At 64.5% G+C, this 25,322-nt stretch carries 22 protein-coding genes; 6 read left to right on the plus strand and 16 right to left on the minus strand.

Annotation, left to right across the window (positions count from 1 at the left end; translation table 11 throughout):
* Positions 1 to 21 precede the first annotated feature (21 nt).
* From ADBZ9O_RS11570 to ADBZ9O_RS11590, 5 genes are all read right to left on the minus strand, one after another.
* Entirely contained in the window at positions 22 to 903 is an 882-nt protein-coding gene (locus ADBZ9O_RS11570) for an LLM class flavin-dependent oxidoreductase (RefSeq protein ID WP_526531277.1), read from the minus strand.
* A gap of 367 nt (positions 904 to 1,270) precedes the next feature.
* The gene (locus tag ADBZ9O_RS11575; protein ID WP_526531279.1) at positions 1,271 to 2,134 is read right to left on the minus strand and encodes a rhomboid family intramembrane serine protease; all 864 of its coding nucleotides are present in this window, start codon (positions 2,132 to 2,134) and stop codon (positions 1,271 to 1,273) included.
* Positions 2,135 to 2,223: 89 nt separating this feature from the next.
* A complete protein-coding gene (locus tag ADBZ9O_RS11580; RefSeq protein WP_526531281.1) occupies positions 2,224 to 2,868 on the minus strand; it encodes an ANTAR domain-containing protein in 645 nt (214 codons plus the stop codon).
* Positions 2,869 to 2,978: 110 nt separating this feature from the next.
* Positions 2,979 to 3,410 carry a type II toxin-antitoxin system Rv0910 family toxin gene (locus tag ADBZ9O_RS11585; protein WP_526531283.1) on the minus strand — a complete coding sequence of 144 codons (432 nt, stop codon included), beginning with the start codon at positions 3,408 to 3,410 and terminating at the stop codon, positions 2,979 to 2,981.
* Positions 3,411 to 3,574: 164 nt separating this feature from the next.
* Positions 3,575 to 5,125 carry an AMP-binding protein gene (locus ADBZ9O_RS11590; RefSeq protein WP_526531285.1) on the minus strand — a complete coding sequence of 517 codons (1,551 nt, stop codon included), beginning with the start codon at positions 5,123 to 5,125 and terminating at the stop codon, positions 3,575 to 3,577.
* Positions 5,126 to 5,153: 28 nt separating this feature from the next.
* On the opposite strand from ADBZ9O_RS11590, the gene ADBZ9O_RS11595 reads away from it, so the two are divergent.
* Positions 5,154 to 6,257 carry a helix-turn-helix transcriptional regulator gene (locus ADBZ9O_RS11595; RefSeq protein ID WP_526531287.1) on the plus strand — a complete coding sequence of 368 codons (1,104 nt, stop codon included), beginning with the start codon at positions 5,154 to 5,156 and terminating at the stop codon, positions 6,255 to 6,257.
* Here ADBZ9O_RS11595 and ADBZ9O_RS11600 read toward each other — a convergent pair.
* From ADBZ9O_RS11600 to ADBZ9O_RS11645, 10 genes are all read right to left on the minus strand, one after another.
* A complete protein-coding gene (locus ADBZ9O_RS11600) occupies positions 6,243 to 6,449 on the minus strand; it encodes a ferredoxin (protein ID WP_526531289.1) in 207 nt (68 codons plus the stop codon). The genes ADBZ9O_RS11595 and ADBZ9O_RS11600 overlap by 15 nt on opposite strands.
* Positions 6,446 to 7,792 carry a cytochrome P450 gene (locus ADBZ9O_RS11605; RefSeq protein WP_526531291.1) on the minus strand — a complete coding sequence of 449 codons (1,347 nt, stop codon included), beginning with the start codon at positions 7,790 to 7,792 and terminating at the stop codon, positions 6,446 to 6,448. The genes ADBZ9O_RS11600 and ADBZ9O_RS11605 overlap by 4 nt, the downstream gene beginning before the upstream one ends.
* A gap of 14 nt (positions 7,793 to 7,806) precedes the next feature.
* A complete protein-coding gene (locus ADBZ9O_RS11610; RefSeq protein WP_526531294.1) occupies positions 7,807 to 9,315 on the minus strand; it encodes an aldehyde dehydrogenase family protein in 1,509 nt (502 codons plus the stop codon).
* A gap of 3 nt (positions 9,316 to 9,318) precedes the next feature.
* Positions 9,319 to 10,377: an alcohol dehydrogenase catalytic domain-containing protein gene (locus ADBZ9O_RS11615; RefSeq protein ID WP_526531296.1), complete on the minus strand. Its 1,059-nt coding sequence runs from the start codon at positions 10,375 to 10,377 to the stop codon at positions 9,319 to 9,321.
* Position 10,378: 1 nt separating this feature from the next.
* Positions 10,379 to 10,783, minus strand: a complete 405-nt coding sequence (locus ADBZ9O_RS11620) for a hypothetical protein (RefSeq protein WP_526531298.1) — start codon at positions 10,781 to 10,783, stop codon at positions 10,379 to 10,381.
* A gap of 144 nt (positions 10,784 to 10,927) precedes the next feature.
* On the minus strand, positions 10,928 to 11,716 hold the full coding sequence (locus tag ADBZ9O_RS11625) for an endo alpha-1,4 polygalactosaminidase (RefSeq protein ID WP_526531300.1): 789 nt from the start codon (positions 11,714 to 11,716) through the stop codon (positions 10,928 to 10,930).
* 83 nt (positions 11,717 to 11,799) lie between these two features.
* Entirely contained in the window at positions 11,800 to 13,380 is a 1,581-nt protein-coding gene (locus ADBZ9O_RS11630; protein WP_526531302.1) for an acyl-CoA synthetase, read from the minus strand.
* Positions 13,380 to 14,471 (minus strand): acyl-CoA dehydrogenase family protein, encoded by a 1,092-nt coding sequence (locus tag ADBZ9O_RS11635; protein WP_526531304.1) that lies wholly within the window; start codon positions 14,469 to 14,471, stop codon positions 13,380 to 13,382. Before ADBZ9O_RS11635 ends, ADBZ9O_RS11630 begins: the two co-directional genes overlap by 1 nt.
* A gap of 1 nt (position 14,472) precedes the next feature.
* On the minus strand, positions 14,473 to 15,714 hold the full coding sequence (locus ADBZ9O_RS11640; protein WP_526531306.1) for an acyl-CoA dehydrogenase: 1,242 nt from the start codon (positions 15,712 to 15,714) through the stop codon (positions 14,473 to 14,475).
* A gap of 32 nt (positions 15,715 to 15,746) precedes the next feature.
* Entirely contained in the window at positions 15,747 to 16,643 is an 897-nt protein-coding gene (locus ADBZ9O_RS11645; RefSeq protein ID WP_526531308.1) for an enoyl-CoA hydratase/isomerase family protein, read from the minus strand.
* Between the two features lie 269 nt (positions 16,644 to 16,912).
* Here ADBZ9O_RS11645 and ADBZ9O_RS11650 point away from each other — a divergent pair, with 269 nt between their 5' ends.
* Genes ADBZ9O_RS11650 through ADBZ9O_RS11670 form a run of 5 tightly spaced genes read left to right on the plus strand, consistent with a single transcriptional unit; the run spans position 16,913 to position 23,625 of the window.
* On the plus strand, positions 16,913 to 18,025 hold the full coding sequence (locus tag ADBZ9O_RS11650; protein ID WP_526531310.1) for an LLM class flavin-dependent oxidoreductase: 1,113 nt from the start codon (positions 16,913 to 16,915) through the stop codon (positions 18,023 to 18,025).
* A gap of 35 nt (positions 18,026 to 18,060) precedes the next feature.
* The gene (locus ADBZ9O_RS11655) at positions 18,061 to 20,601 is read left to right on the plus strand and encodes a 2Fe-2S iron-sulfur cluster-binding protein (RefSeq protein ID WP_526531312.1); all 2,541 of its coding nucleotides are present in this window, start codon (positions 18,061 to 18,063) and stop codon (positions 20,599 to 20,601) included.
* 43 nt (positions 20,602 to 20,644) lie between these two features.
* Complete coding sequence (locus ADBZ9O_RS11660) at positions 20,645 to 21,703, plus strand: alpha/beta fold hydrolase (protein WP_526531314.1); 1,059 nt, start codon at positions 20,645 to 20,647, stop codon at positions 21,701 to 21,703.
* The gene (locus ADBZ9O_RS11665; RefSeq protein WP_526531316.1) at positions 21,700 to 22,839 is read left to right on the plus strand and encodes a 3,4-dihydroxy-2-butanone-4-phosphate synthase; all 1,140 of its coding nucleotides are present in this window, start codon (positions 21,700 to 21,702) and stop codon (positions 22,837 to 22,839) included. The genes ADBZ9O_RS11660 and ADBZ9O_RS11665 overlap by 4 nt, the downstream gene beginning before the upstream one ends.
* A gap of 15 nt (positions 22,840 to 22,854) precedes the next feature.
* Positions 22,855 to 23,625 (plus strand): SDR family oxidoreductase, encoded by a 771-nt coding sequence (locus ADBZ9O_RS11670; RefSeq protein WP_526531318.1) that lies wholly within the window; start codon positions 22,855 to 22,857, stop codon positions 23,623 to 23,625.
* A gap of 14 nt (positions 23,626 to 23,639) precedes the next feature.
* On the opposite strand, the gene ADBZ9O_RS11675 is transcribed toward ADBZ9O_RS11670, so the two are convergent.
* A complete protein-coding gene (locus ADBZ9O_RS11675; RefSeq protein WP_526531320.1) occupies positions 23,640 to 24,866 on the minus strand; it encodes a TetR/AcrR family transcriptional regulator in 1,227 nt (408 codons plus the stop codon).
* Positions 24,867 to 25,322 lie beyond the last annotated feature (456 nt).

The raw sequence follows: 25,322 nt of genomic DNA on the forward strand, positions 1-25,322 counted from the left end.
TTCTCCTGGGGGTGGGCGAATTCACTTCTGCTGCAACAGTGGACGGATCTCGGTTCCCACGGTGTGCAGGAACGTGGTGATATCGGCCTGCGCGGTCGGCTGCAGCAGGACGGTATCGGCGCCGGCATCGATCCATCGGCTGGTGGCGGTTGCGATATCGGCGGGCTCACCGTAGGCGGCCAGATCGTTGGGGTCGACATCGTGGCTGAACTTCCAGTGCTCGATCTCGCGTCGGATCACCTGTTGTGCGTCCGACCCGATGGCGCAGGGTACGAAGACCACCACCGAGTGGGGACCGGCCGGATTGATATGCGTTATCGCCGTGCGCACTTCGTCGGGTGTGGTTCCGCCGGTGAGGACGGTGCCGGTGGCGAGTTCACCGCTCAGTGCCAAGGTTTTCGGTCCGGTGGCAGCAGCGAGGAGTTCGGTGCCGGGGTCCGGTGGCCACTGCAGGCTGACCTCGCTCAGCGATACGTATCGCCCTGTGTACGTTACCGATTCACCGCGTAGCAGGGCTGACAGGCAGGTCAGATATTCACGCAGCAGCGTCATCGGCGACGCCACCTTTTCTCCGATCTGCGCCATCCACTCCTGGACGCCATGCCCGACGCCGATACGCACCCGACCGGGAAAGGACCGGTTCAGATTGGCGATCTCCATCGCCGCGAGTGCCACATTGCGCATCGGCACCGGCAGCACACCGACACCGACCCGCAGATGTTCGCTGTGCGACAGCGCGATAGCGGCAGCCGAGACTCCGCCGGCCAGGAAACAGTCTTCCCAGAGCCAGAGTTCGTCCACCCCGGCCGCATCGGCGGTCCTGGCCGCAGCCGCGAGTTGCTCGGGCGGAAACTCCGGACGGTAGACGCATCCGATACTGATCTTGCGCGATGGGGCGGTCACCTGGTCTGCCTATCGCCTGGAGTGTCAGATGTCCAGCGCAGCTGCTCGCTAAGCTCTTCGGAAAGCATCGAAGGGGCCACCAGCATGGCGGAGCGCCGCAGGCGATACCGGACGGCGACGGCTGGGTGCTGTGCAGCGTTGGTCGTCGCCATGAGCCCGGCGGTGGTGCCGGTGGCCGCGGCCAATGGCTGCCCGCCCGGGCACCGTTCCAACGCCTATTCGGGGCAGTGTTATGTCTCAGGCAGCGCGCCGACCATCAACGGAATTCCTTGCGTGGCAAGTCACCTCGGAACGTGCAGCTCGTTTGCGCAGAATCAGCAGCCGCCCCGGCGACCCCAGGCGAGGATCGGGTCGTAAACCGCTCCGCTCAGCCCAAATTGAGCGGTCCGCCGAACATCGCCAGAAGCGCGTTGGTGCGCCACCAGATCAGCCCGGCGAAGAGGACGATGACGGCCACTGTCGCCGAACCTTGAATGAGATTGCGGCGTTCCCGCGGCGCGTACACGTAGGCCGCCGCGATGACGGCACCGGTTACCAACCCGCCCGCGTGGCCCTGCCAGCTGATCGAGGGCATGGTCAACGAGATCACCACGTTGATCCCGATCAGGGCGAGCACCCAGCGGACGTCGAGGTTGAGCGCCTTTGCCACCACGAAGGTGGCGCCGAACAGCCCGAACACCGCCCCAGATGCACCCGCCGTCGCGGTGTTCAACGGCGCGATGAGGTAGACCAGCACGGATCCGCCGAGGGCACTGAGTGCGTAGAGCGCGCCGAACCGCAGCCGACCCAGCCGCATCTCCAGCGGCGGCCCGACCACGTACAGCGCGTACATGTTGAACAGCAGATGCACGATGCCGTAATGCAGGAACGCCGAGGTGAGCAGGCGGTAGTACTCGTCGTTGGAGGCGATTGCCGGCGGCCACAGCGTGAACATGCGCTGCACGTCGGATGAGACCGTCTGCGCAATGAACGCCAGCACGTTGAGCCCGATCAACGCGTAGGTGAGCACAGGTTGCTGCGTCGACCGCGCGACGCCGCCGAACTGGGTGCGCGGCGTACGAATGGTCTTGGCGCCGTCGGCGACGCATTCCGGGCACTGATGACCGACAGCGGCGTCGCGCATGCATTCCGGGCAGATATAGCGCTGGCAGCGGGCGCACCGGACGTAGGTCAGGTGACCGGGGTGCCGATAGCAGGTCGGCGCCTCGGCGGGGGAGCTCGGCATACTCATCTCGATGTGGCCCTCATGATCTGCGGAATGAGGGCTCGACTATATGCGTTCCCTGCCAAGGCGCAGGTAGGGCCGTTGCGGTTGAAAACTCACACCGGTCCCGCGGCATCGGCGTTGAGCAGAATATCGTCGAAGCTCGCGCGGTGAACGTCACTCACGGTGATCTCGTCCAGGGCTCGCTTGACGATGAGCTCACACAGCGCCCGGATCTTGGTGTTGGTCTGTTGCGAACGCCACCTGAGCACGTCGAACGCTCGGTCGGCGGGGATGCTGTAGGCCAACATCACCATGCCCTTGGCCTGTTCGATGATCGCGCGATGCGTGGCGAACTCGGCTACCGCGACGTCCACCGCGTCATCGACCTGGCCGGTGAACACCGCGGTGATATCGACGTAAAAACCCTGGACGCCGACCGCGGCACCTGCGTCGTCGAACGTGGTTTTCGACACCACGACGACATCGTGGACTTCATCTGCGGTGTCGATGATGCGGTGCCGGCTCGACGGGGCCATCCGCGTCTCGATCAGTTCGTTGAACAGCTCCCGGACCCGCGCCCGATCGTCAGGATGTTTGTGCGCCATTACCAGCTCGGCGGGCACCTCGACCGCTTGCGCGGCGTATCCGTGGATGGCGGCCACCTCAGCTGACCACTGGAAACGCTGGGTGGCGAAATCCATGGTGAAGCTGCCGACCCTGGCGGCAGGAAATGTGCCGGCTAACTCGCTGCGCACCATGCTGCGACCCCGCCTTTCGGTACGTCGGCCGATTTCAGCCTAGTCTTCGACGGCAACGTCAATCGAGATATCTAAGCCGATCGGCAATGTCACTTCAAGCCTTACCGCTGTCACGCGTGCAGTGCCGCGAGATTCTCCACCGATCTGCGGACATCGGATTCGAGCACTCGCGCCACGAGTGAGCCCACGGGGCCGTTCAGCAGGGCGCCGCGCAGGTCTGCGGTCAGGTGGAACGTCGAGCCGGGGCTGCGGTCGGTGACGGTCATGGTGAGCGCGATCCGTACACCGCCACGTCCGCTGCCTTCCAGGGCGATCTTCTTGGGTGCGTCGTAGCCGGTGACCTGCCAGTGGATGACGTTGCGGAAACCCTTCACCTTGATCAAGGAAGAGACCGCCGTGCCGACCTCGATATCGTCGGGCACCACGCTCTTCCAACCGGCGAAGATGGTCAGCCACTCGCCGAATCGGTCCAGGTTGGACGCCAGCGCCCAAGCCTGTTCCGGGTCCAGGTCGGATGACACCGACACGTCAACGCTCGCCATGTACGCACCTTTACCCGCTGCATCGGATTACTACGCTCGGCGGACCAGCGTAGTTCAGACGGAGTGGGGCTCAACCTCCGCGCGGATCTTGAGTGTCTCCTCCGGTAACAGCAGATCGTCGAAGAGGCGATCGGAGGTACGGGGCAACCCGGTGAGAGAAGAACTCACAGCGACGTCCTTTCAGGTGAGCTGAATTGTTGGCGCAAAGGGCCTTTGACGAGCTTTCCGGTGGCGGTCCGGGGTAGCGATGCGACGAATTCGATGCGCCGCGGCACCTTGTAGCCGGCGATTCGTGACCGGACATGCGCGACGAGCGCTTCGGCGGTCGCGCCGTCGGCCGGCACGTTCGGGTTGAGGTGCACCGCGGCGAGCACTGATTCGCCGAACTCGGCGTCGGGCACTCCGAGCACCGCGACATCGAAGACAGCGGGATGCAGTGTCAGGCAGTCCTCGATCTCCTGCGGGTAGATGTTCACTCCGCCGGAGATGATGGTGAACGCCTTGCGGTCGCGCAGGAACAGGTATCCCTCGGAATCGACGTGGCCGATGTCCCCACACGTGGACCACGTCGGCTCCGACGGGTGCTGGGCGGCGGCGGTTTTGGCTGGGTCGCGGTGGTAGCAAAATGGCATCTCGTCCCGCTCGAAATACACCAATCCTGGCTCACCGGTGGCCAGTTCGCGGCCGTCGTCATCACAGATGTGCAGGACGCCCAGTTTCGCGGTTCCGACCGACCCGGTTCGGGTCAGCCACTCCGCGGCGGAGATCATGGTGATGCCGTTGGCCTCGGTCGAGGCGTAGTACTCGTGCAGCACCGGGCCGAACCAGTTCAACATCTGCTGCTTGACCTCGACGGGGCACGGAGCGGCGGCATGGATGGCGTAGCGCAGCGATGACAGATCGGCCGCCTGGCGAATCTCCTCGGGCAGCCGCAACATGCGCACGAAATGTGTTGGTACCCATTGGCTGTGGGTGACCTCGAACTCGTCGATCACCCGTAGACATTGCGCGGCGTCGAATCCGCGGCTGATCAGCACAGTGCCACCGAGGGCCTGGGTGATCATGCCGAACCGCAGAGGTGCCGCGTGATACAGCGGGGCGGGGGAGAAGTACACGGTATCGGCGTTCATTTCGTATGCCGTGCCGAACGCTCCGACATGTGGATCGCCGGGAGCCCCGACCTGACGCTGTGGCAGTGGCGGTTTGATGCCCTTGGGCCGCCCGGTGGTGCCTGAGCTGTAGAGCATGTCGGCACCTCGGGGCTGGTCTGCAGGTGCTGTGGGCGAGCCCGATGACACGAACGCCTCGTATTCCTCGAAACCGTCGACGTCACCGCCGTAGCTGAAGCGCAGACGTAGCCCCGGTACCTGGTCGGCGGCGGATCGGGCCAGATCGGCGAGGTCGGCGGATGCGACGAGAGCTTTGGCGCCACAGTCGTCGAGGATGTACGCCGACTCGGCGGCCGTCAGGTGAAAGTTCACCGGCGTCAGATAGAGCCCGCTGCGCAGGCATGCCCAGTAGACCTCGAAGACTGTGACGGCATTGGTCGATAGCAACCCGACGACATCCCCGGTCACCAGACCGGCGGCCCGCAACGCGTTCGCCAGTCGAGTGGAGCGGTCTTCCAGCTGTGCGTAGGTCAGCGTGGCGCCGGTATCGACGACAGTGACGGCCGGTTTGTCTGGCGAGGTGGAGATGTGCGCCCCGGGGTACATGGCTGGACTCCTGACTTAGGATTGTGCGGTGGATCACAACGAGGCGCGGGTGCGAGCGGTGCTCGACGGCCTGCGGGGTGTCTTGGACGGCACCGATCCACATGCGGATCTGCGGTCGCCGGATGCCAGGGCCGTTATCGACGGCGCCTGGGACGCGCTCTACGAGGTGCTGGGTGATTCGGCGTCCGACGGCGGGGCGGCGATCGAACTGCTCACGGCGCTGCATCGACTCGGCGATATCGACCATGCGCTGGTCGCCGCGGGACAGGCCGACCAGGGCGAGATCAGCCACCGACTCGGCGACGTGCTGGCTCAACTGGAGGCCGCCCCGTGCTCGGTGGATGAATTGGTGCGACTCGCACCTGCACTGATCGCCGACCTGGGCTTCGACCGGGCCATCATTTCCCATATCGCGGAGGGCATGTGGGTGTCGCAGGCGGTATTCATCGCCGACGACCCGCAGTGGGCGCAACGGATCAACCTGGTCGGTCAAGAACAACCCCAGCCACTGGTCCCCGGATTGTTCGAGACGGAGGTCGTCCGACGGCGCCAGGCCGTCGTCGTCACGAATGTCCAACATGAGTCCCGGGTGCACCGCCCCATTGCCGACGCATCCCGGTCGACGTCGTATGTGGCCGCCCCGATCATCTCGGGCTCCCGCGTCGTGGGACTGCTGCATGCCGACCGTTATCTGCAGGGCCGGGATATCGACATGGTCGATCGCGAGGTTCTGCTCGCCTTCGCCAACGGGCTGCGGCTGGCGTTGAGCCGGGCTACCGTCGCCGAGCAGCTGCAGGCTGCCGGCGATGCCCTGAAGTCCGCGGCGGCCGATGCCGATGCGGCATTGGCCGGCATTCACGAAGTCTCGCTGGATATTTCGGCTGGTCGCACCGAGCATCTCGCCGGCCAGACAGTACGTGTGGCGTCGACATCCCTGCACGACGTGCTGACCAGGCGCGAGCTCGAGGTGCTGCGGCTGGTAGCCGAAGGGCGGACCAACGCTGGAGTTGCGGCCACGCTGGTGATTTCCGAGGGCACCGTCAAACAGCACGTGAAGCACATCCTGCGCAAGCTGCGGGTGGGCAACCGCGCCGAGGCGGTATCGCGGCTCTATCAGTCAGCCGACCGCTGAGATGGTGATGGACTGCGTCGGGCAATTCAGTGCCGCCTCTTCCAGTTCCTGACGTCGCTCGATCGCAAAATCCTCGCCCGTAAGGTGCATCAGCCCGTCGTCGCCGATCTCGAAGACATCGGGTGATACCGCTTCGCACAGCCCGATCCCGCTGCAACGGGTGCTGTCGAAGGTGACTCGGCAGGTGCTCATCCCGACAGTCTCGGATCGAACGGCATGCTGACCACACCCCGAATGAAGTTGGTCTTCACCAGGTTGGGTTCACCGGCCACGAAATCGGGCATCTGCCGGTGCAATTCGCGGAACAGCGACCTCAGCATCGATTTGGACAACTGATTGCCCAGGCAGAAATGGGTGCCGCCTCCGCCGAAGGCGATGTGCGGGTTCGGGTTCCGGTTCAGCTGGAAGCTATCGGGGTCGGCGAAGACCGTCGCATCCCGATTGCCCGAGCTGTACATCATCACCACCTTGTCCCCGGGCAGGATCTGCTGACCGCCCAGGGTGTACTCCGCCACGGCGGTGCGCCGGAAATTCTGGACCACCGATCCCCAGCGCAGGAATTCCTCGACCGCAGAATCGATCCGGCCTTCGAAGTCCTCCCAGAGCCACTGCCGTTGCTCGGGAAACTCGGTCAGCGCCTTGGCCGCGAAGCTTGCGGTATGTCGAGTGGTGTCGGTACCGGCGACTGCGCACAGCACCATGGTGGCGCAGATCTCGAAGTCCGACAGTTTCTCGCCGTCGATCTCGGCGTTGACCAGACTGGTCAGCAGATCATCGACAGGGTTGTCCCGACGGGCGGCAATCAGTTCCTCGGTGATCTCGTGGATCCGCAGGGCGCCCTCGATCTGCACCTCGGCCGGATCACGCCCGCCGAGCAGTACCGGATCGGCCCAGGCCTGGGTTTCATCGGCGGCATGGGCGACCTCGGCGCGCAGTTCGACTGGCACACCGAACATGTCGCCGAACATCTCCACGGGCAGATGCTTGGAGACATCCTCGACGAAGTCGACGGCCTCACCGTCGCGGGCCTTGCGTGCAGCCGCGGCGACGATCCGCTGCGCCCGCGACGCGATATCGTCATCGATGCGCTTGATCTGGCGTGGGGTGAACGCCGAACTGACCAATCGGCGTACCTTGCTGTGTTTCGGATTGTCCATCGCCAGAAACGACATGGCCATCTCCAGGAACACCGCCGGCAGCATGTCGAACATCACCCCGTAGCGAGAGACGAACACCTCGGAACGCTGACTGACTTCGATGATGTCCTTGTGCCGCACCACAGCCCAAAAGCCCGGATCATCGGGGTCGGGCGCCACGGCGGTCTCGATCGGCGGCTGCCAGCTGACCGGACGTTGCCGGCGCAGGGTCTCGAAGATCGAGTCACGCTGTGGCAGATCCAGCGCCCAGAACGCATCGCTGGACACATTGAGTTCGTCGTAGGGGCGGGTCGCTGCCACATCGTTGACGGGTGGGTAGTCGACGCCGTCGTCATCGTCGTCATCGAAAGACAGGGCGAGCTCTTCAAAGGTGGTCATGGCGTGGTTGTCCTCTAATCGGCGTGACTGAGCAGGATGTCATAGGGTTTGGCGGCGCGACCGCCCGACAGATCCAGGTGAACGGTCTTGACTTCGGTGTAGGCGTCCAGGGCGTCTGGGCCGAGTTCACGTCCGACGCCGCTCTGCTTGTAGCCGCCGAAGGGCACCTGGCAGTTGATCTGATGGGCGTCGTTGATCCATACGCTTCCGCTCTGAATGCGCTGTGCCACAGCCAGACCGCGCGCATTGTCCGCAGTCCAGACACTGGCGGCCAGGCCGTAGTCGCTGTCGTTGGCGATGGCAACCGCCTCGTCGTCCCCGTCATAGGGGATGACCACCAGCACCGGACCGAAGACCTCTTCGCGGGCGATCCGCATCGCGTTGGTCACGCCGGTGACGATGGTCGGTTGCACCCAGAACCCGGGTCCGTCCAGTGTTTGGCCACCCAAGGCAACTGCGGCGCCTTGCGCCTCTGCGCCGCGGATGAAGTCGAGAATGCGGGCTTGCTGGGTGCCGTTGATGACGGGACCCATATCGGTGTCCCAGTCCCGGGTCGGACCCATCTGGATGGTCTTTGCGCGCGCTACCAGTCGCGCCACGAATTCGTCGTAAATCCTCCTGGGAACCAGTGCGCGCGTGCCTGATTCGCAGACCTGCCCGGAATAGACAAAACACCCGTAGAGCACACCGTCGACTGCCATGTCCAGATCCGCGTCGTCCAGCACGATCGACGGACCCTTCCCCCCGAGTTCTAAGGTGACGTGTTTGACGGTGCCGGAGGCAAGCCGCATGATTTCGCGGCCCACGGCGGTCGACCCGGTGAAGGCAATTTTGCCGATATCGGGATGGCTGGCCAGTCGGGCGCCGGCTTCGCGCCCGTCGCCCGGTACGACATTGAGTACCCCTGGCGGCAGACCGTTTCGTTCGGCGATGCGGGCGAACTCCAGGATCGACAGGGGAGTGTGTTCGTCTGGTTTGACGACGACGCTGTTACCCGCCGCCAATGCGGGCCCGACCTTCCACAGCGTCAACAGCAGGGGGAAGTTCCACGGGGCGATCGCGCCGACGACGCCGATCGGTTCCCGGTGCACCACGCTCTGGGCGAGCGTGGGAAAGGTGGCAATGGTCGCGGGTCGCTGCCAGGTGTAGGTATCGGCGAGATCGGCGAAGTAGCTGAAATGCGTTAGCGCATAGCCGATGTGGAATCCGGTGGCTTGGCGAATGGTGGCCCCGTTACAGGACATTTCGAGCTCGATCAGGTCTTCGATGGCGTCGTTGGCGGCATCGACGATCCGGCGCATCACCGTGGCGCGCTCCTGGGGTGTCTTGCGTGACCATTCACCCGCGTCGAATGCGGCCTTTGCCGCGGCGACCGCGGCATCGATATGGGACGCATCACCGCGGGCGACGGTGGCGACAACGTTTTCATCGCTGGGATCGATGAGGGTCATCCGGCGGTCCGAGTCGACGTCCCGACCGCCGATCCGCATCAGGTGGTGGCGCACCTCTGTCACGGTGGTCATGTGTTAGCTCCTCGGGTCAAGGACGATCTTGGTGGCCTCGCGGGCCTCGAACAGCCGATAGGCCTCGGAGACTTCCGATAGACCCATCCGATGCGAAATGATGCTGCTGGGCTTGAGTTTTCCCGCCACCGACAACGCGATGACCTCATCGATGTACTCGGTGATGTGCGAGACGCCCATCTCGACCTTGACGCCCTTGAGGTACAACTCGGCGAAGGGCAGAGTCATCGACTCCTCGGTGTAGACCCCGGGTATCGATAGGGTGCCGCCCGCGCGCACCACCGAGATCGCCGACACCAGTGCGCTTTCGTGCCCGACGGCATCGACAACGACGTCCGCGCCGCGCCAGTCCGTCAGATCCAGCACTGCGTCGGTTGCGTCGGTTTCGGATGCGTCGACTGCGACGGCCCCGTCGTTCTCGGCTTCCTTGAGCCGCGCCTTTACCCGGTCGATGACGATGACCTGGCCTGCACCAAGGGCTTTCGCTGCCATCGCGGCGCACAGACCGACCGGTCCCGCGCCGACCACGGCCACGGTGTCACCGGGCCGCATCGCCCGGACGACTGCTTCGTAGCCGGTGGTCATGATGTCACCGGCGAACAGGATGTCGTCATCGTTGGCCGTCCCGGTAGTGGGGATGACGCGAGCGTTGATATCCGCCGACGGGATGACGACGTACTCCGCCTGGCCGCCGGGCAAATCGCCCAGTGCCAGACCCAGCCCGAAGATCCTTGAGCCGGCGCAGTTTCCGGGCTGGTGCCGTCGGCACTGGTAGCAGGCGCCGCAGCTGACGACGCAGGACGCCACCACCCGGTCACCCTCGGTGATCTGCGTGACCGCAGCCCCGACCGCCTCGACGGTGCCGAGGAACTCGTGGCCGAGGATGACATCCGGCTCGATCTCCAGACGCCCTTCATACGGGTGCAGATCGGTGCCACAGATCGCCGTTTTCTCAACGCGGACAAGGATATCGGTGGGCTGACTGATCACGGGCCGCGGTACCGCGGCCACCTCGACGGTGTGGGGTGCGCGCAGCACGGCGGCGTCCATCGTCACTGCCATGTCAGGACACCGCCTCGGCGTCCTTTTTGGCAACCTTGTCGCGGTACATCGGAAACAGCGGCTTGGTCAGCGGTACCAACTTCAGGATCTTGTTCACCGGGCCCTTGGCCTTCACCTGGCCTTTGGCCAAGCCGACGGCCAGGTTGTAGTCGCCGCGCCAGAACTGGTCGGCGGTGTCACCGCGCATCAGCAAGGTGATATCCGGTTTGACGTCGGTCGGTCCGGTGATCACCTGGTAGTCGTCGCGGAAGGCAATCGTGACCTCGGCCTCGGGATCGGTGTAGAGCACCCGCATGACGATGTTGGCCGCGCGCAGCTTCGGGCCCGACTCGGGGTGATCGCCCGCGTCCCGGAATACCCCACCGATGTACTCGTCGAGTTCGGCTGCGTCCTTGAAGAAGCCCATGTCGGTTGCTCCCCTTCGATGGTGATCGGCCTCACATAGGCCCGTGCCACCATGCAATCACCGCAGGCTGGCACCGTCTGTTCCCCGAAGGTGATGTTTAGGGGTAACGAACGGGATAGCGCCTGCCGTCCGTCGACTGGCGGGTCAACACCACTGAGCGAGGTGGCCGTCTGCGCCTCTGGGAGCCAATGCGCGGTCGCGGCGGACGACGGATATTCGTGAGCCGTTTTCACGGCAGGCCTCGAGAAAGTCCGTTGCGGGTTGGTCGCCGTACTCGATGTCGATCACGGCCGGCCCGTAGACGTCGGTGAAGCTGTCGCATTCGTTGTAGTGCTGGCATTCCTCGGCGATGACGAAGTCGAACCCGCTGTCGCGGCCACGACGGCCGAGTTCGGCGGCGTTCTTCTGAGCGGCGGCGAGGCCGTTGTGATGTGCGGCGGCCACGAGTGTGCGCGCCAGCGCAAGGTTGTCTTCAGGGGTCAACAGATCGTCAGAACGCGACCAGGAGTCCAGATTGTCGAACTCGACTGCGCGATATCCGGCGCGGCCGCAGTCGGCGATCCATCCGGTGATGACGTCCGCGATGGCCGCGCGGCCCGCAGGGTGCGAGGTGTCGAGCAACACCTCATTCCAATCGGGGTCTACCACCTGGTTCCCGGCCTGGTCGCGAAGGGTGAGGTCCTGCCCGTCGATGATCCATCTGGCTTCATCGCCCGGCTGTGCTTGAAAAGCATTGAGGTAGCACACGTTATAGAGTCCCTCGACGGGAACGGCGGTGTGATCGCGGACGACCACCCGAACGCCGGTGTCGGGTGGGTAGGGGCCACCGAGTTGGTAGTCGACCCGCGCGGCGACTGGCGGCGGCTCGACTGCGGTGGTGACTGCCGAGGGCCGGGGGTTGGGCGGCGCGGACGCGCACGACGTCAAGATCAAGAGGGCCACCATCAACACTGTGCTGACAACAAGCGCGACAACGTATTTCAGTCTGAGCGTAGAGGTACCCGGGTAACGCAGGCTCACGGTGTCGCTTCGACTACCCGCTCGGACGCGTAGCGGTCCCGTAGGACGTTCTTGAGCACCTTGCCCGCCGCGTTGCGGGGCAGCGCATCCACGACTGCGATGTGTCGTGGACGCTTGTAGTGCGCAAGGTGCGCACGGCAGTGCGTTTCGATCTCGGCGTGACTTGGCGGGTCAGCGCTATCGCGTGGCACGATCACCGCCAACGGAGTCTCACCCCATTTCGGATGAGGCACACCGATAATCGCGACCTCGACGACCTTCGCGTGCGCGGCCAGGACGTTCTCCACCTCGGCGCTGTAGATATTCTCGCCGCCGGAGATGATCATGTCTTTCTTGCGGTCGACGACGTAGATGAACCCGTCCTCGTCCTGGCGGACGAGGTCACCGGAGTGGAACCAGCCCCCGCGAAACGCCTCGGCGGTTTCCTGTGGCTGATTCCAATACCCCGTCATCACCAGCGGTCCGAGGTAGACGATCTCACCGATATCGCCGGGTGCGACATCGTTGCCCTCGTCGTCGACGATACGGACCTCGACATTGAGCATCGGGGTACCTACCGAGCCGATCTTGCGGATCGCGTCGCCACCGTGGAGCAGACAGGTAATCGGGCTGCACTCGGTCTGCCCGAAGGCGGCGACGATCTCGGTATGACCGAACGCGTCGATCATCGCGCGCAGCAGTGTCGTCGACGCTGGTGCGGCCCCCCACCAGATCCTCCGCAATCGGGTCACATCGTGAGCGCCAAGATCCGGCAGGGCACAGACGAGTTGCCACTGTGCAGGTGTCATCCAACACGAGGTGACCTGCTCGTCGGCGATCGTCCGCATCACCGCAGCGGGATCGAACCCGCCCGACGGCGGAATGACGACCCTGTTGCCGCACAGGAACATCGGCAGCATTCCGGATACGCCAGCAGTGTGGAACAGCGGTGCCACCCCCATCCAACAGTCGTCGTCGGCGCGGTGCCCGAGCGTGGCGATCGAACTGAAGGCGTGCAGATAGAGATTGCGGTGGGTCAGTACCGCACCCTTGGGGAACCCGGTGGTGCCAGAGGTGTACATGATGAATGCCGGTGCATTGTCGTCGCTATCGAGGTGAATCGGCGCGCCATCAGCGCGCGCGATGACGGCGTCCAGATCACCGCCGATCGTCACGACCGTGTGGACTGAGGGCGCCTTCGTCCGGGCCTGGGCGACGACAGGTTCAAGCGCCAGGTCGACCACCACTGCGGTAGCGCCGCTGTCGGCGAGCACAAAAGCGATCTCGTCGACGGCCAGGCGGAAGTTCACCGGCACGGCAATGGCGCCGAGGCGCAGTGCCGCGATCCAGGCTTCGATGAGTTCGAGGCTGTTCACTCCGAGCACGGCGACTCGATCGCCACGACACACCCCGCGTGCGGCCAGGGCGTTCGCCAGCCGCGTGACCCGGTCGTCCATGGCGCCGAAGCTGGCCCGGCGGTGGGGATCGACGAACGCAATCGTGTCAGGACGGACTCTGGCATGTCGGGACAACACGTCGCTGAGAGTGATGCCCTGTTCGAAAGATTCTGCGGTGGAGGCGATCTGTGCGGGAATCATCAGAATCCCACCCGGTCGGCGAGCAGTGCGCGCTGGCCGGCGCTGCCACCGAAGAGCGCCGCGGTGGACCTGGCCCGGCGGAAGTGCAGGTGTAAATCGTGTTCCCAGGTGAAGCCGATACCGCCGTGCACCTGGATGGCCGAGCCAGCGCTCAGCAGATAGGTGTCAGCGGCCTGCGCCTTCGCCAACGGTCCGGTGATCGCCAATTCGGTTGGTTCACCGGCAGTCATCCCGGCGTACATCACCACCGCCTGCGTCGCATCGATCTCGATCATCATCTCGGCGCAGGTATGTTTGACCGCCTGAAACGAGCCGATCGGCCGGTCGAATTGGCGCCGGTGGCCGGCGTAGTCGACGGCCATCGCCAGGCACGCCTCGGCGCCACCGAGCATCTCGGCGGCCAACAGCACCCGCGCCACATCGCGCACCCGCTCGATATCGTCGGTTGTCCCCGCCCCCAGTAGTTCGGCCTTGGCCTGCGCCAGTTGGATTCTCGCGACGGGGCGGGTCGTGTCGAATGAGGGCAACCGGGTGACGCTCACCCCAGGAGCGTGCGCGGACACCACGTATAGGGCGATAGTGCCGTCGTGGTGCGCGGGCACCACGACGACATCCGCGACGTGGCCGTGGAGGACAGGGCAGGCGTCACCGGTGAGGACGGTATCGCCACCGTGGTATTCGGCCCGGATGGTCGATGCTGAGGCAGTGTCGGCCCCAACGGAGGCGAAGGCTCCGATCTGTATGCCGGACAGCAGGGGAGGAAGGAACCGTTGACGCTGGCCTTCATCGCCTAGGCGCAGGATCGCCTCGATGGCAAATGTATTGGCGGCCATCGGAACCGGTGTGAGCGCACGGCCGAGTTCGGCGAAGGCGATCGCCGTTTCGGACAGCGTCGCACCCGCCCCGCCGCACTCCGTCGGAACGTGCAGACCCGACAGGTCCAATTCGGCGCACAGTCGACGCCACAGCTCGTTGTCGTGACCGTTCTGTGCACTCACCTCGCGCACCCGCGTCGACGGGGCCTGGTGTGTGAGGAAACTCCGCAGTGACGCGCGGAACGCGTCCTGTTCGGTGCTGTAGCGGAAATCCATCTCAGCTCCCGCTCCCGGCAACTGACGGTGCCTTGGGTTCTTTGGGCAGGCCCAAGAGTTGTTCTCCGATCACGTTGCGCTGGATCTGTGAGCTGCCCGCGTAGATGGTCGCCGCGCGCGCATAGAGCAACTCGTCCATCCAACAGGCGGCGGTGTTCGGCGTCCCAGCCTCGGCAACCATGAGCGCGCCGCCGTTTCCGGCCCCTTGCGGATACAGCGCCTCGAGCCCGAGGATATCGGCGGCGAGATCGGTGTAGCGCCGAAAGTATTCGCTCCAGATGACTTTGGAGATGGCCGCGTCGGCTCCTGGTCGTTCGCCGTTGAGCAGTGCGGTCAGTCCGCGGTATCCCCGGTAGCGCATGATCTGGACCCGGGAATAGCACCACGCCAAGCCATCTCGGACACGAGGATCGGTGGTGAGGCCCCGTTCGGTGGCGAGTTCGGCCAGTCGGTCCAGATCCCTGCCGAATTCGATGGCCCCCGTGGTGACCTGCGATCCGCGCTCGAAGCCGAGCAAGGCCATCGCGATGGGCCACCCGTCACCGGGTTTGCCGACGATATTGGCCGCCGCCGTGCGGGCCTCGGTGAAGAAGACCTCGTTGAAGGCGTCGTGTCCGGCCGCGTTGACGATCGGCCGGACCACCACACCCGGTTGGTCCATCGGGACCAGCAGCAACGAGATGCCTTTGTGCTTCGGTGCCGCTGGATCGGTACGGGCCAACACGAAGATCCAGTTCGCCGTTGAACCGGCGGATGTCCAGATCTTCTGCCCGTTGATCACCCACTCGTCGTCATCGAGTGCGGCTCTGGTGCGCACCGACGCCAGGTCGGAGCCGGCGTCCGGTTCGGAGAAGCCTTGGCACCAGCGGTCTTCGCCACTGAGAATGCGTGGCAGGAAGTACTCCTTCTGGTCCTGCGATCCGAACGCGATCAAGGTGTTGCCTAGCAGGTCGATTCCGAATCCGTCGTTCTCAGCCCTGGCTGGTGCGCCGGCCAGAGCGAATTCCTCGGCCAGAACGACCTGTTCAATGGCCGACAATCCGCCGCCGCCGAACTCGGTGGGCCAGGAGACGGCGACCAGGCCGCCGGCCGCCAGGCTCTGGCGCCATTGTCGCGCAAACACCTCTCGGTCAGCAGACGGAAGCGCCCCGGCACCGGACCAGTCCGCTGGGAGGTGTTCGGCGAGAAACGCCCGGATGTGCGCTCGGAAGGTCTCCGCCTCGGGTGGGTAATCGACGTCCAACGTTGCGTCGCCTTTCAGGGGCCGGGACCGCCTCAGGGGCGGTGCTTGGTGGCGGGCAGGATATCCGGCGCAAGACGCCAGTCCTCCAGTCCGTTCTCGACGGTGCCATAGGACAGCGCTCCGCCGGTGACCTCACTCCAATGCGCGTGGTTGAGCTGATGGAGTCCGAAGCAGGTGTCGAGTGCGGCGGTGAAACCCATGGCGTCGACGGTCTTGTTCACCGAATCTTTGATCAACAGGGCGGCGATCGTCGGTAATTTGGCGATTCGACGCGCGAACTCGACGGTTTGCGCCGATAACTCCTGCTCGGGGAAGACCTTGCTCACCATGCCGAGCCGGTGTGCCTCGTCCGCACCCAGTGAGTCACCGGTGAACAGCAGCTCCTTCGCCTTGCGCGGCCCGAACTCCCAGGGGTGGCCGAAGTACTCCACCCCGCACATACCGAGTCGGGTGCCCACCACGTCGGCGAAGACGGTGTCCTCGGCTGCGACGATCAGATCGCAGCACCATGCCAGCATCAGGCCGGCCGACAGCACCTTGCCGTGTACCTCGGCGACGGTCACCTTGCGGAGATTTCGCCACCGCTTGGTGTTCTCGAAGAAGTAGTGCCATTCCTGCCGATACCGTGACTCGACCCCGCCCAGGGTTGCACCGTTGCACCCGTAGGTCGGGTGCTGATCCGGTCCCGGTGTGCGTTCGCGGATGTCATCTGACGAGCCGAGGTCATGTCCGGCAGAGAACGATTGTCCTGCCCCGCGCAGGATGACGACCCGGACGGTGTCGTCTGTTTCGGCGAGCTCGAAGGCAGCACCGAGCTCTACCAGCAGGCCGCGGTTCTGCGCATTGTGCTGTTTGGGACGGTCGAGCGTGATGACCGCGATCCGGCCGTCGTCGATGACTTGGTACCCGATGTATCGAAAATCCGGCACGCACCCAGGTCGGCAATCCGGCGCGAACTCAGTTGCAAGATCAGGCTGGTGATAGTGCACGTGGAACTCCCCTCTGACCCCCGACGACGCGTGTGCCGGGATGTCCGTCAAACACTTTATGTCCATCAACGATACGCATAACTTGAAACCAAAGTAAGGCTAAATGCCTAGAAAACTGCCACTTGCGTCCGAACGATGTATCTTGCTAGTACTGTGTTGTACATTACTGGTAAGCACGAGGATCCGACTAGGACTGAGGAGTGTTGACGATGGAGATCGGGCTGTTCTTGATGCCGGCGCATCCGCCGGAGCGAAGCCTTTTCGACGCGACGCAGTGGGATCTGGAGATCATCGAGTTGGCCGACCAACTCGGCTACGTCGAGGCCTGGGTCGGTGAGCACTTCACCGTGCCGTGGGAGCCGATCTGCGCTCCGGATCTACTTCTGGCCCAGGCGTTGTTGCGGACCACGACCATCAAGCTGGCCCCGGGTGCGCATCTGTTGCCCTATCACCATCCGGTCGAATTGGCGCACCGCGTGGCCTATTTCGACCATCTCGCTCAGGGCCGGTTCATGCTGGGCGTAGGCGCCAGCGGCATTCCGGGAGACTGGGCGCTGTTCGACGTGGACGGTAAGAACGGTGAGCACCGCGATATGACCCGGGAAGCTCTGGAGATCATGCTGCGCATCTGGACCGAGGACCAGCCGTGGGAGCATCGCGGAAAGTACTGGAACGCCAACGGTATTGCGCCGATGTTCGACGGCTTGATGAGACGCCACATCAAACCGTTCCAGAAACCTCATCCACCGATTGGTGTGACGGGATTCAGTGCGGGCTCGGAGACGCTGAAGCTCGCCGGTGAGCGTGGCTATCTGCCGATGAGCCTCGACCTCAACGCCGAATACGTCGCCACCCACTGGGATGCGGTCCTCGAAGGTGCCGCCCGCAGCGGCCGTACCCCTGACCGCAGGGACTGGCGCCTGGTGCGTGAGGTCTTCGTCGCCGAAACCGACGAGCAGGCATTCCGGCTGGCTGTCGACGGGATGATGGGCCGCAACATGCGCGAGTACGTCCTGCCCACTTTCAAGATGTTCGGCATGACCAAGTTCTACAAACACAACTCCGACGTGCCCGACGCCGATGTCACCCCCGAATACCTCGCCGAGAACACCTTCGTCGTCGGATCTGTCGAGACCGTCGTCGACAAACTCGAAGCCACCTATGACCAGGTCGGCGGTTTCGGACATCTGCTCACCCTCGGCTTCGACTACAGCGACAACCCGGGACCGTGGAAAGAATCCATGCGCCTGCTGGCCGAAGAAGTGATGCCACGTCTGAACGCCCGACTCGCCAAGAAGCCGGCAGGAATAGCACTCGTCTGACGACGCGATACCAGTGTGAAAGGACAATCTCCGTGATGGAACATCAGGTCACCGTCCGCTACCTGGACGGGACGCAGAAGCAGATGCCCGTCGAGCCGGATCAGTCGATTCTGGCGGCCGCGGAGGAGCATGGCATCGCGATAGTCAACGAATGCCAAAGCGGAATCTGCGGCACCTGCGTCGCCACCTGTGCGGTAGGCGACTACGAGATGGGCCGCACCGAAGGCCTGTCCGATGTGGAGCGGGCGGAGCGAAAGGTCCTGACGTGTCAGACCTTCGCTCAATCCGACTGTCTGATCCAACTGCAGTATCCAGCGGATGACAATGCGGCGCATCTGAGCACGGGGACCGGGGTGGTGACCGGCGTTGAACACGTCTCGCCGACCACTGTCATTCTGCGACTGGATGTTTCGGCCATGGCAGGCCCCTTGGTCTACAAAGCCGGCCAGTTCGCGCAGCTCCAGGTTCCCGGAACGGCGTCATGGCGCAACTACTCCTATGCGCATCCGGCCGATGGTCGCGATGAGCTGGAATTCATCATCCGGCTGCTGCCGACCGGGGTGATGTCGGACTATCTGCGTGAGCGTGCCGCGGTGGGCGACCGTATCGCGCTGCGATGCAGCAAGGGCGGTTTCTACCTGCGCCAGTTGGTGCGGCCGGTTGTCCTGGTAGCTGGCGGCACCGGGCTGTCCGCGATCCTGGCGATGGCCCAGAGCCTCGCGGCGGATCCCGATTTCGCTTCTGCGCAACCCGTCCACCTCCTGTATGGGGTGACCAGCTACGCAGACCTGTGTAAGTCCGAGGCGCTGGCCGAACTCGAACGGGTGGTACCGGGTCTACAGGTGCAGGTCATCGTCGCCCAGCCGGATGAGAACTGGTCTGGGCGAGTCGGATTCGTGACCGATCTGTTGGACGAACATCAGCTCAACGGCGGTGACGTCGATATCTATCTCTGCGGTCCTGCCGCGATGGTCGAAGCCACCAGGACGTGGCTGGAAGAACACGGTGTCCATCGGGTCGGCCTGTATTACGAGAAGTTTGTCCCCAGCGGCGCCGCCCGCCGCCGCGTCCCGGCGCAGCTGGACTACACCGCGATCGACCTGCCACAGGTACGCCGCGATGGCAGGCGGACGGCGGTCGTCATCGGCGGCAGCATCGCCGGCATCGCCGCGGCCAAGGTGCTCAGCGAATCCTTCGAGCGCGTCATCGTTCTGGAGAAGGACGGTAGGCATCCGCGCCGTGAGGGCAGACCCGGCGCCGCGCAGGGCTGGCACCTGCACCATCTGCTCACCGCAGGACAGATCGAATTGGACCGCATCTTTCCCGGCATCATCGACGATATGGTCCGCGAGGGGGCATTCAAAGTCGATATGGCCGCGCAGTACCGTATCCGGCTCGGTGGTACCTGGAAGAAGCCCGGCACCAGTGATATTCAGATTGTCTGCGCCGGACGACCGCTGCTCGAATGGTGTGTCCGGCGTCGCCTCGACGACGAGCCGAGGATCAGCTTCCGCTACGAGTCGGACGTGGCCGACCTGGTCTACGACCGTACCGACAACACCGTGGTCGGGGTCGCCGTCGAGCGTGGTCAGGCCGGATCCGATGCCACGGCACTGGAAGTCGTACCCGCCGAATTCGTCGTCGACGCCTCGGGTAAGAACACCAGGGTGCCGGAGTTTCTGGACCGAATCGGTATCGGCGCCCCCGAGATCGAACAGGACATCATCAACTGTTTCTACTCGACGATGCAGCACCGGGTGCCTGCTGAGCGGCAGTGGCAGGACAAGGTGATGGTGATCTGTTACGCCTACCGGCCAAATGAAGACACCTACGCCGCGCAGTACTACACCGACAGCTCACGCACCATCCTGTCCACCTCGTTGGTGGCCTATAACTGCTATGCACCGCCGCGGACCGCGCGCGAATTCCGCGAGTTCGCCAACTTGATGCCGTCGCCGGTGATCGGCGAGAACCTCGACGGGCTCGAGCCGGCATCGCCGATCTACAACTTCCGCTACCCCAGCATGCTGCGCCTGCACTACGAGAAGAAGCGGAACCTCCCGCGTGCGTTGGTGGCGGTCGGCGATTCCTATACCAGCGCCGACCCGGTGTCCGGACTGGGGATGACCCTGGCACTGAAACAGGTCGGACAACTACAGCAGCTGTTGGCGAAATACCCTGCCGCACATCCGGATTTACCCCGGCGCTACTACCGGGCGATCAGCAAGGCCGCCGATACCGCCTGGTTCGTGATCCGCGAGCAGAACTTGCGCTTTCCCTGGATCAAGGATGTGGACAAGAAGCGGCCGTTCTACTTCGGCGTCCTGACCTGGTACATGGACCGGGTGATGGAACTCGTTCACGACGACCTGGATGCCTACCGCGTTTTCCTCGCGGTCGTCCATCTGGTGAAACCGCCATCGGCCCTGATGACACCACGGGTCGCCGGCCGCGTGCTCGGGAAGTGGGCGCGTACCAGATTGTCCGGGCAGCAGACGATGATCGCCCGCAACTACGAGCCACGCACACCGGATGAGATCACCGTCAAAGAGGTTGCGGCGGGCCAGCCGCTCTAAGACCGTCCCGGTGGCGGGCCAGGACTGAAAGGACGATACGACGATGGTGCAAACGCATCGAATGTTGAATTGCCGGGGTACCCGGATCCACGCGGTCGAAGAAGGAGAGGGGCCGTTGGTGATACTCATCCACGGATTCCCCGAGTCCTGGTATTCCTGGCGGCATCAGATTCCGGCGCTTGCGGCGGCAGGCTATCGGGTGGTGGCAATCGACCAGCGCGGCTATGGGCAGTCGTCGAAGTATCGGGTCCAATCGGCGTATCGCATCAAGGAATTGGTCGGGGACATCCTCGGAGTGCTGGATGCCTACGGCGCCGATGACGCGGTGGTGATCGGCCACGACTGGGGTGCACCGGTGGCCTGGACCTTCGCCTGGTTACATCCGCAACGGTGCGCGGGTGTGGTGGGTATCAGCGTGCCGTTTGCCGGCCGCGGTGTCATCGGACTGCCCGGCAGTCCGTTCGGCGAGCGGCGTCCCGACGACTACCACGGCGAACTGTCCGGCCCTGGAAAGGTCTGGTACCAGGTCTATTTCTCCGAGCAGGATGGCATCATCGCCGAGATCGAAGAGGATGTCCGTAGCTGGCTGCTCGGTCTGACCTACACCGTCTCCGGTGACGCGATGAGCGCGGCCACCGCTTCTGCGGCCGCGGCCGGTGTCGACCTTGACGCCATGGATCCAATCGACGTGATTCGCGCCGGGCCGCTGTGTATGGAAGCGGGGGCGCGGCTCAAGGATGCCTTCGTCTACCCCGAGCGGATGCCGGACTGGTTCACCGATGCTGATCTCGACTTCTACACAGCCGAATTCGAACGATCCGGCTTCGGCGGTCCGCTGAGCTTCTATCACAATCTCGACAACGACTGGCATGACCTTGCCGAGCAGGCAGGCTTGCCGTTGACGCCGCCCGCGATGTTCATCGGCGGCCAGTACGACGTTGGAACCACCTGGGGCGCGCAGGCCACTGAACGCGCACACGAGGTGATGCCGAACTACTGCGGCACCCACATGGTGGCGGGCGTCGGGCATTGGATCCAGCAGGAGGAACCCAAGGAGACCAACCGGCTCCTGCTCGACTTCCTGCGGGGCCTACGTTCGTGAGAACCACCGATACCAGGGTCAGGCGGGCCATCGCGGCGGTGGCGGCCGGGCGTCCTGTCGTCGTGACAGACAACGCTGTGACAGGCGACGCTGTGACTGGCGACGCGGGCGACGGCGCGGGGCATCTGGTTTTTGCCGCCGCCGCGGCCACCCCGAAACTGTTGGCCTTCACCATTCGCCACACCTCGGGCTATGTGCGTATCGCGATGCCCGCCAACGCCTGTGACCGCTTGGCGCTACCGCCGATGTGCGCTGATGCGCCAGCGGATACCGGCGCCGGCGCGGACCGGGTCACTGTCGACTGGTGCGGGACAGGCACCGGGATCTCGGCGACCGACCGGGCCGCCACGATCGCCGCCCTGGCGGCGCCAGAATCCCGTGCGTCGGACTTCCAGCGGCCCGGCCACGTGATACCCGTCCGGTCCGGCACTGGCGGCGTGCTCCGCAGGCCCGGACCCGCTGAAGCCGCCGTCGACCTGGCTCGGCTGGCGAGGCGGTCCGAGGCCGGGGCACTGTGCGATATCGTCTCCCGTGACCGGCCCAGCGCCATGGCCAGCGCTGCCGAAGCGGTGGTGTTCGCCGATGACCATGGGCTGGCGCATGTGTCGATCGCCGACCTTGCGGCGTACCGGCGGCGCACCGAACCGCAGGTCCTGCGTATTGCCGAGACGGTGATGCCCACCAGGAGTGGCGATTCGCGGGTCGTCGGGTACCGCGACGCCTCCGGCGGTAGCGAGCACCTGGCGGTCATCGTGGGGCCGGCAGACCCGGGTCTGGCGCTACCGCTGCACGTCCACGTGGAATGCCTCACCGGTGACGTATTCGGTTCTGTTGGTTGCCGATGCGGTGTCGAACTCGACGAGGCACGGACGTTGATGGCAGCCGGATGTGGGGGAGTGGTCCTCTACCTGCGCCCCTTCGCATCGCCGAGGGCCTGCGGTCTATATGACAGTGACAGTGGCACAGCGTCAGAGGCGATTTCAGACACCGCAGCGTGGATACTGCGCGACCTGGGGCTGTACACGATCAGGCTTTCCGAGGACGCGCCTGCGCTCGGACTGGTGATGTTCGGGGCGATCCGCGGACAGGGCCTGTCCGTCGAGTCTGCGCTGGCACCATGCGTACTCGTGGGATGACAAGGAGGTGATGCGATGAGCCATCCTGACCTGGCGGGTAAGGCCGCCATCGTGACCGGAGCAGGCGCGGGTATCGGTCTGGCCATCGCCGAGCGACTTGCCGCCGAGGGCGCCAGGGTGTTGTGCGCCGATATCGACGGCGCCGCAGCCGATTCCGCCGCCGCCAGAATCGGCGGAGGTGCGGTCGGGCACCGCGTCGATGTCAGCGACGAACAGCAGGTGATCGCGATGGTGGCGGCATGTGTGAGCGCATTCGGCGGCGTGGACAAGCTGGTATCCAACGCGGGTGTCGTGCATTTCGCCTCGATCATGGACACGACGGTCGAGGATTTCGACCGGGTGATCGGTATCAACCTTCGCGGTGCGTGGTTGTGCACCAAACATGCAGCGCCCCGGATGGTCGAGCGGGGCGGCGGGGCGATCGTCAACATGTCGTCGTTGGCGGGTCAGCTCGCTGCCGGTGGTTCGGGCGCGTATGGGATGTCGAAGGCCGGGATCATCCACCTCAGCCGTATCACGGCCGCCGAATTGCGTTCGGCCAATGTTCGTTCGAATGCACTGCTCCCTGCATTCGTGGACACCTCGATGCAGCAGACGGCGATGACGATGTTCGACGAGGCACTGGGCCCCGGCGGCGCGGGCGCGATGATCGAGCGGCTGCAGGGCCGGCTGGCGGGACCGCAGGAGATGGCGGCCGTGGTGGCGTTTTTGCTGTCCGATGACGCCTCGATGGTCAACGGCACGGCTCAGATGGCCGACGGCGGAACGGGTTCCGCACTGTGGTGAGCATGCCCGCCTTCTCAGGCTGGCGCGCTTCGGCTGGTCAGGATCGACAACGCGAGGGTGGTGATCTCCTCTGCCACACCGGCGTTGCGGGTCAGGTGCCAGGTGCGCGCCACGTCCTCGATGAAGCTGACAGCTGCCGCGACGAGCAGTCGCGCCTGCGGTGTGCTTGTCGCCGGGACCAGTGTCTTGATCAGATCGATCCACTGCGCCTCACGGTCGGTGCGATTCTTCACATACGTCTCATTGACATCGGCGGATGCGTGCGGCAACTCGGTGATGGATACCGCAACCAGGTCCGGGTCGTCCAGGCTGATGCGGACCTGCCCTTCGACGAGCCTGCGCAGGGTGTCTGCTGGTCCCCGGCCGGTCCGTAATGCCCGGATGCTCTCGATACTCCACCACTCGTCGAGCCGTCGAATGAGCGCATCCAGAATGGCCTGCTTGGAGGAGAACGAGCGATACAACCCCGGGCCGGCGATCCCGGCACCTTTGCCGATCTCACTGGTGCTGACCGCGGGGTATCCGTGCGCGCGGAACAACCGCGCTCCCGTCGCCATCAGGGTCTCACGGCGGGAGAACCGGCCGCGTTCCTCGCCGGCCGGCGCATATTCGGGCGCTGGCGTATCCAGCGCCGCCGTAGGCGGGGTTCGTGCCGCGGCCAGGCAGGCCCGCGACAGCAGTTCGGCAAGTTCGTCACCCGGCAGCGTCAGGCTGTGTAAGCCCAGGCTGGTCAGCGTGCTCGACACGGCCCACGCCCTGAGCTCGTAGTGCAGCGGGCTCAGCCCAGGTATCTCCAGCCGTACGCCTGCATCGATGCCCGCCACGATCGCGTTGATGCGGTGTCGGACCTCGCGCCGGTCGGCGTCGTTGAGATAGCGCGCCTCGCGCTGCCAGAGCACCGCCAACGCCCGGGTGGCAATGGCTGCGGCCACGAGGTCGGGCAGCTGGGCGCTCAGCGGCGATGCGGCCGCAGCGGTGTCGTGCCCCGCTGGTCGGCTGACGCTGAGGTACTCGTCTTGGCTTGCCAGAATCGCCGCGGTGAGGAGCGCCTGCTTGTTGTCGTAATGGCGGTAGAGCGCACGCGCGGTGACCCCGGCCGCTTCTGCGATCTCCTCCAGCTTGACCGAATGGAAGCCGCGTTCGATGAAGAGCGCGACAGCTTGCTCCAGGATCTGATTCTTGCGGTCCTTGGGTCTACGCCGTACGGGGGGCGGAACGTCACCCTCGAGGGAGGTCTCCATCGTCGCACTCACCTCCTTGACCTGATTCAGTGCCGGAACCCCTAAATCCTGCCAGACACGCCTGGCAATACCCGGGAGCCGGCGTTTGGTGTGCGGCCGGCGTCACTATCGCCGCATCTTCTGATACTCGTAAAGTACATTCTCCTTCACTGTGGCGACATTGCATGGCAATTAGTCGAAATCATCAGCAAAATGTGCGTATCGTCTATGGACATAATCTGATCGCGCGGCGTAATCTCACGGACAGCAGCCATTCGCCACGGGTGGGCACCCGGCACTGCGGCCTATGGGCGGGCAGCAATGTCGCAGCTGTTTACCTGCCGTGAGTGTGGGGCTAACACCTAGGAGGCAGTTATCTACTCCAAAGGGGCTATTAGCAGGCCATTGGGGTTCAAATCGGGTAGCGCAAGGGGGTACGTTCCCTCCGCAGCAGCCCTGTGGCCCTAGTCACTGTCA

Source organism: Mycobacterium sp., from assembly GCF_965229105.1.
Lineage (GTDB): Bacteria > Actinomycetota > Actinomycetes > Mycobacteriales > Mycobacteriaceae > Mycobacterium.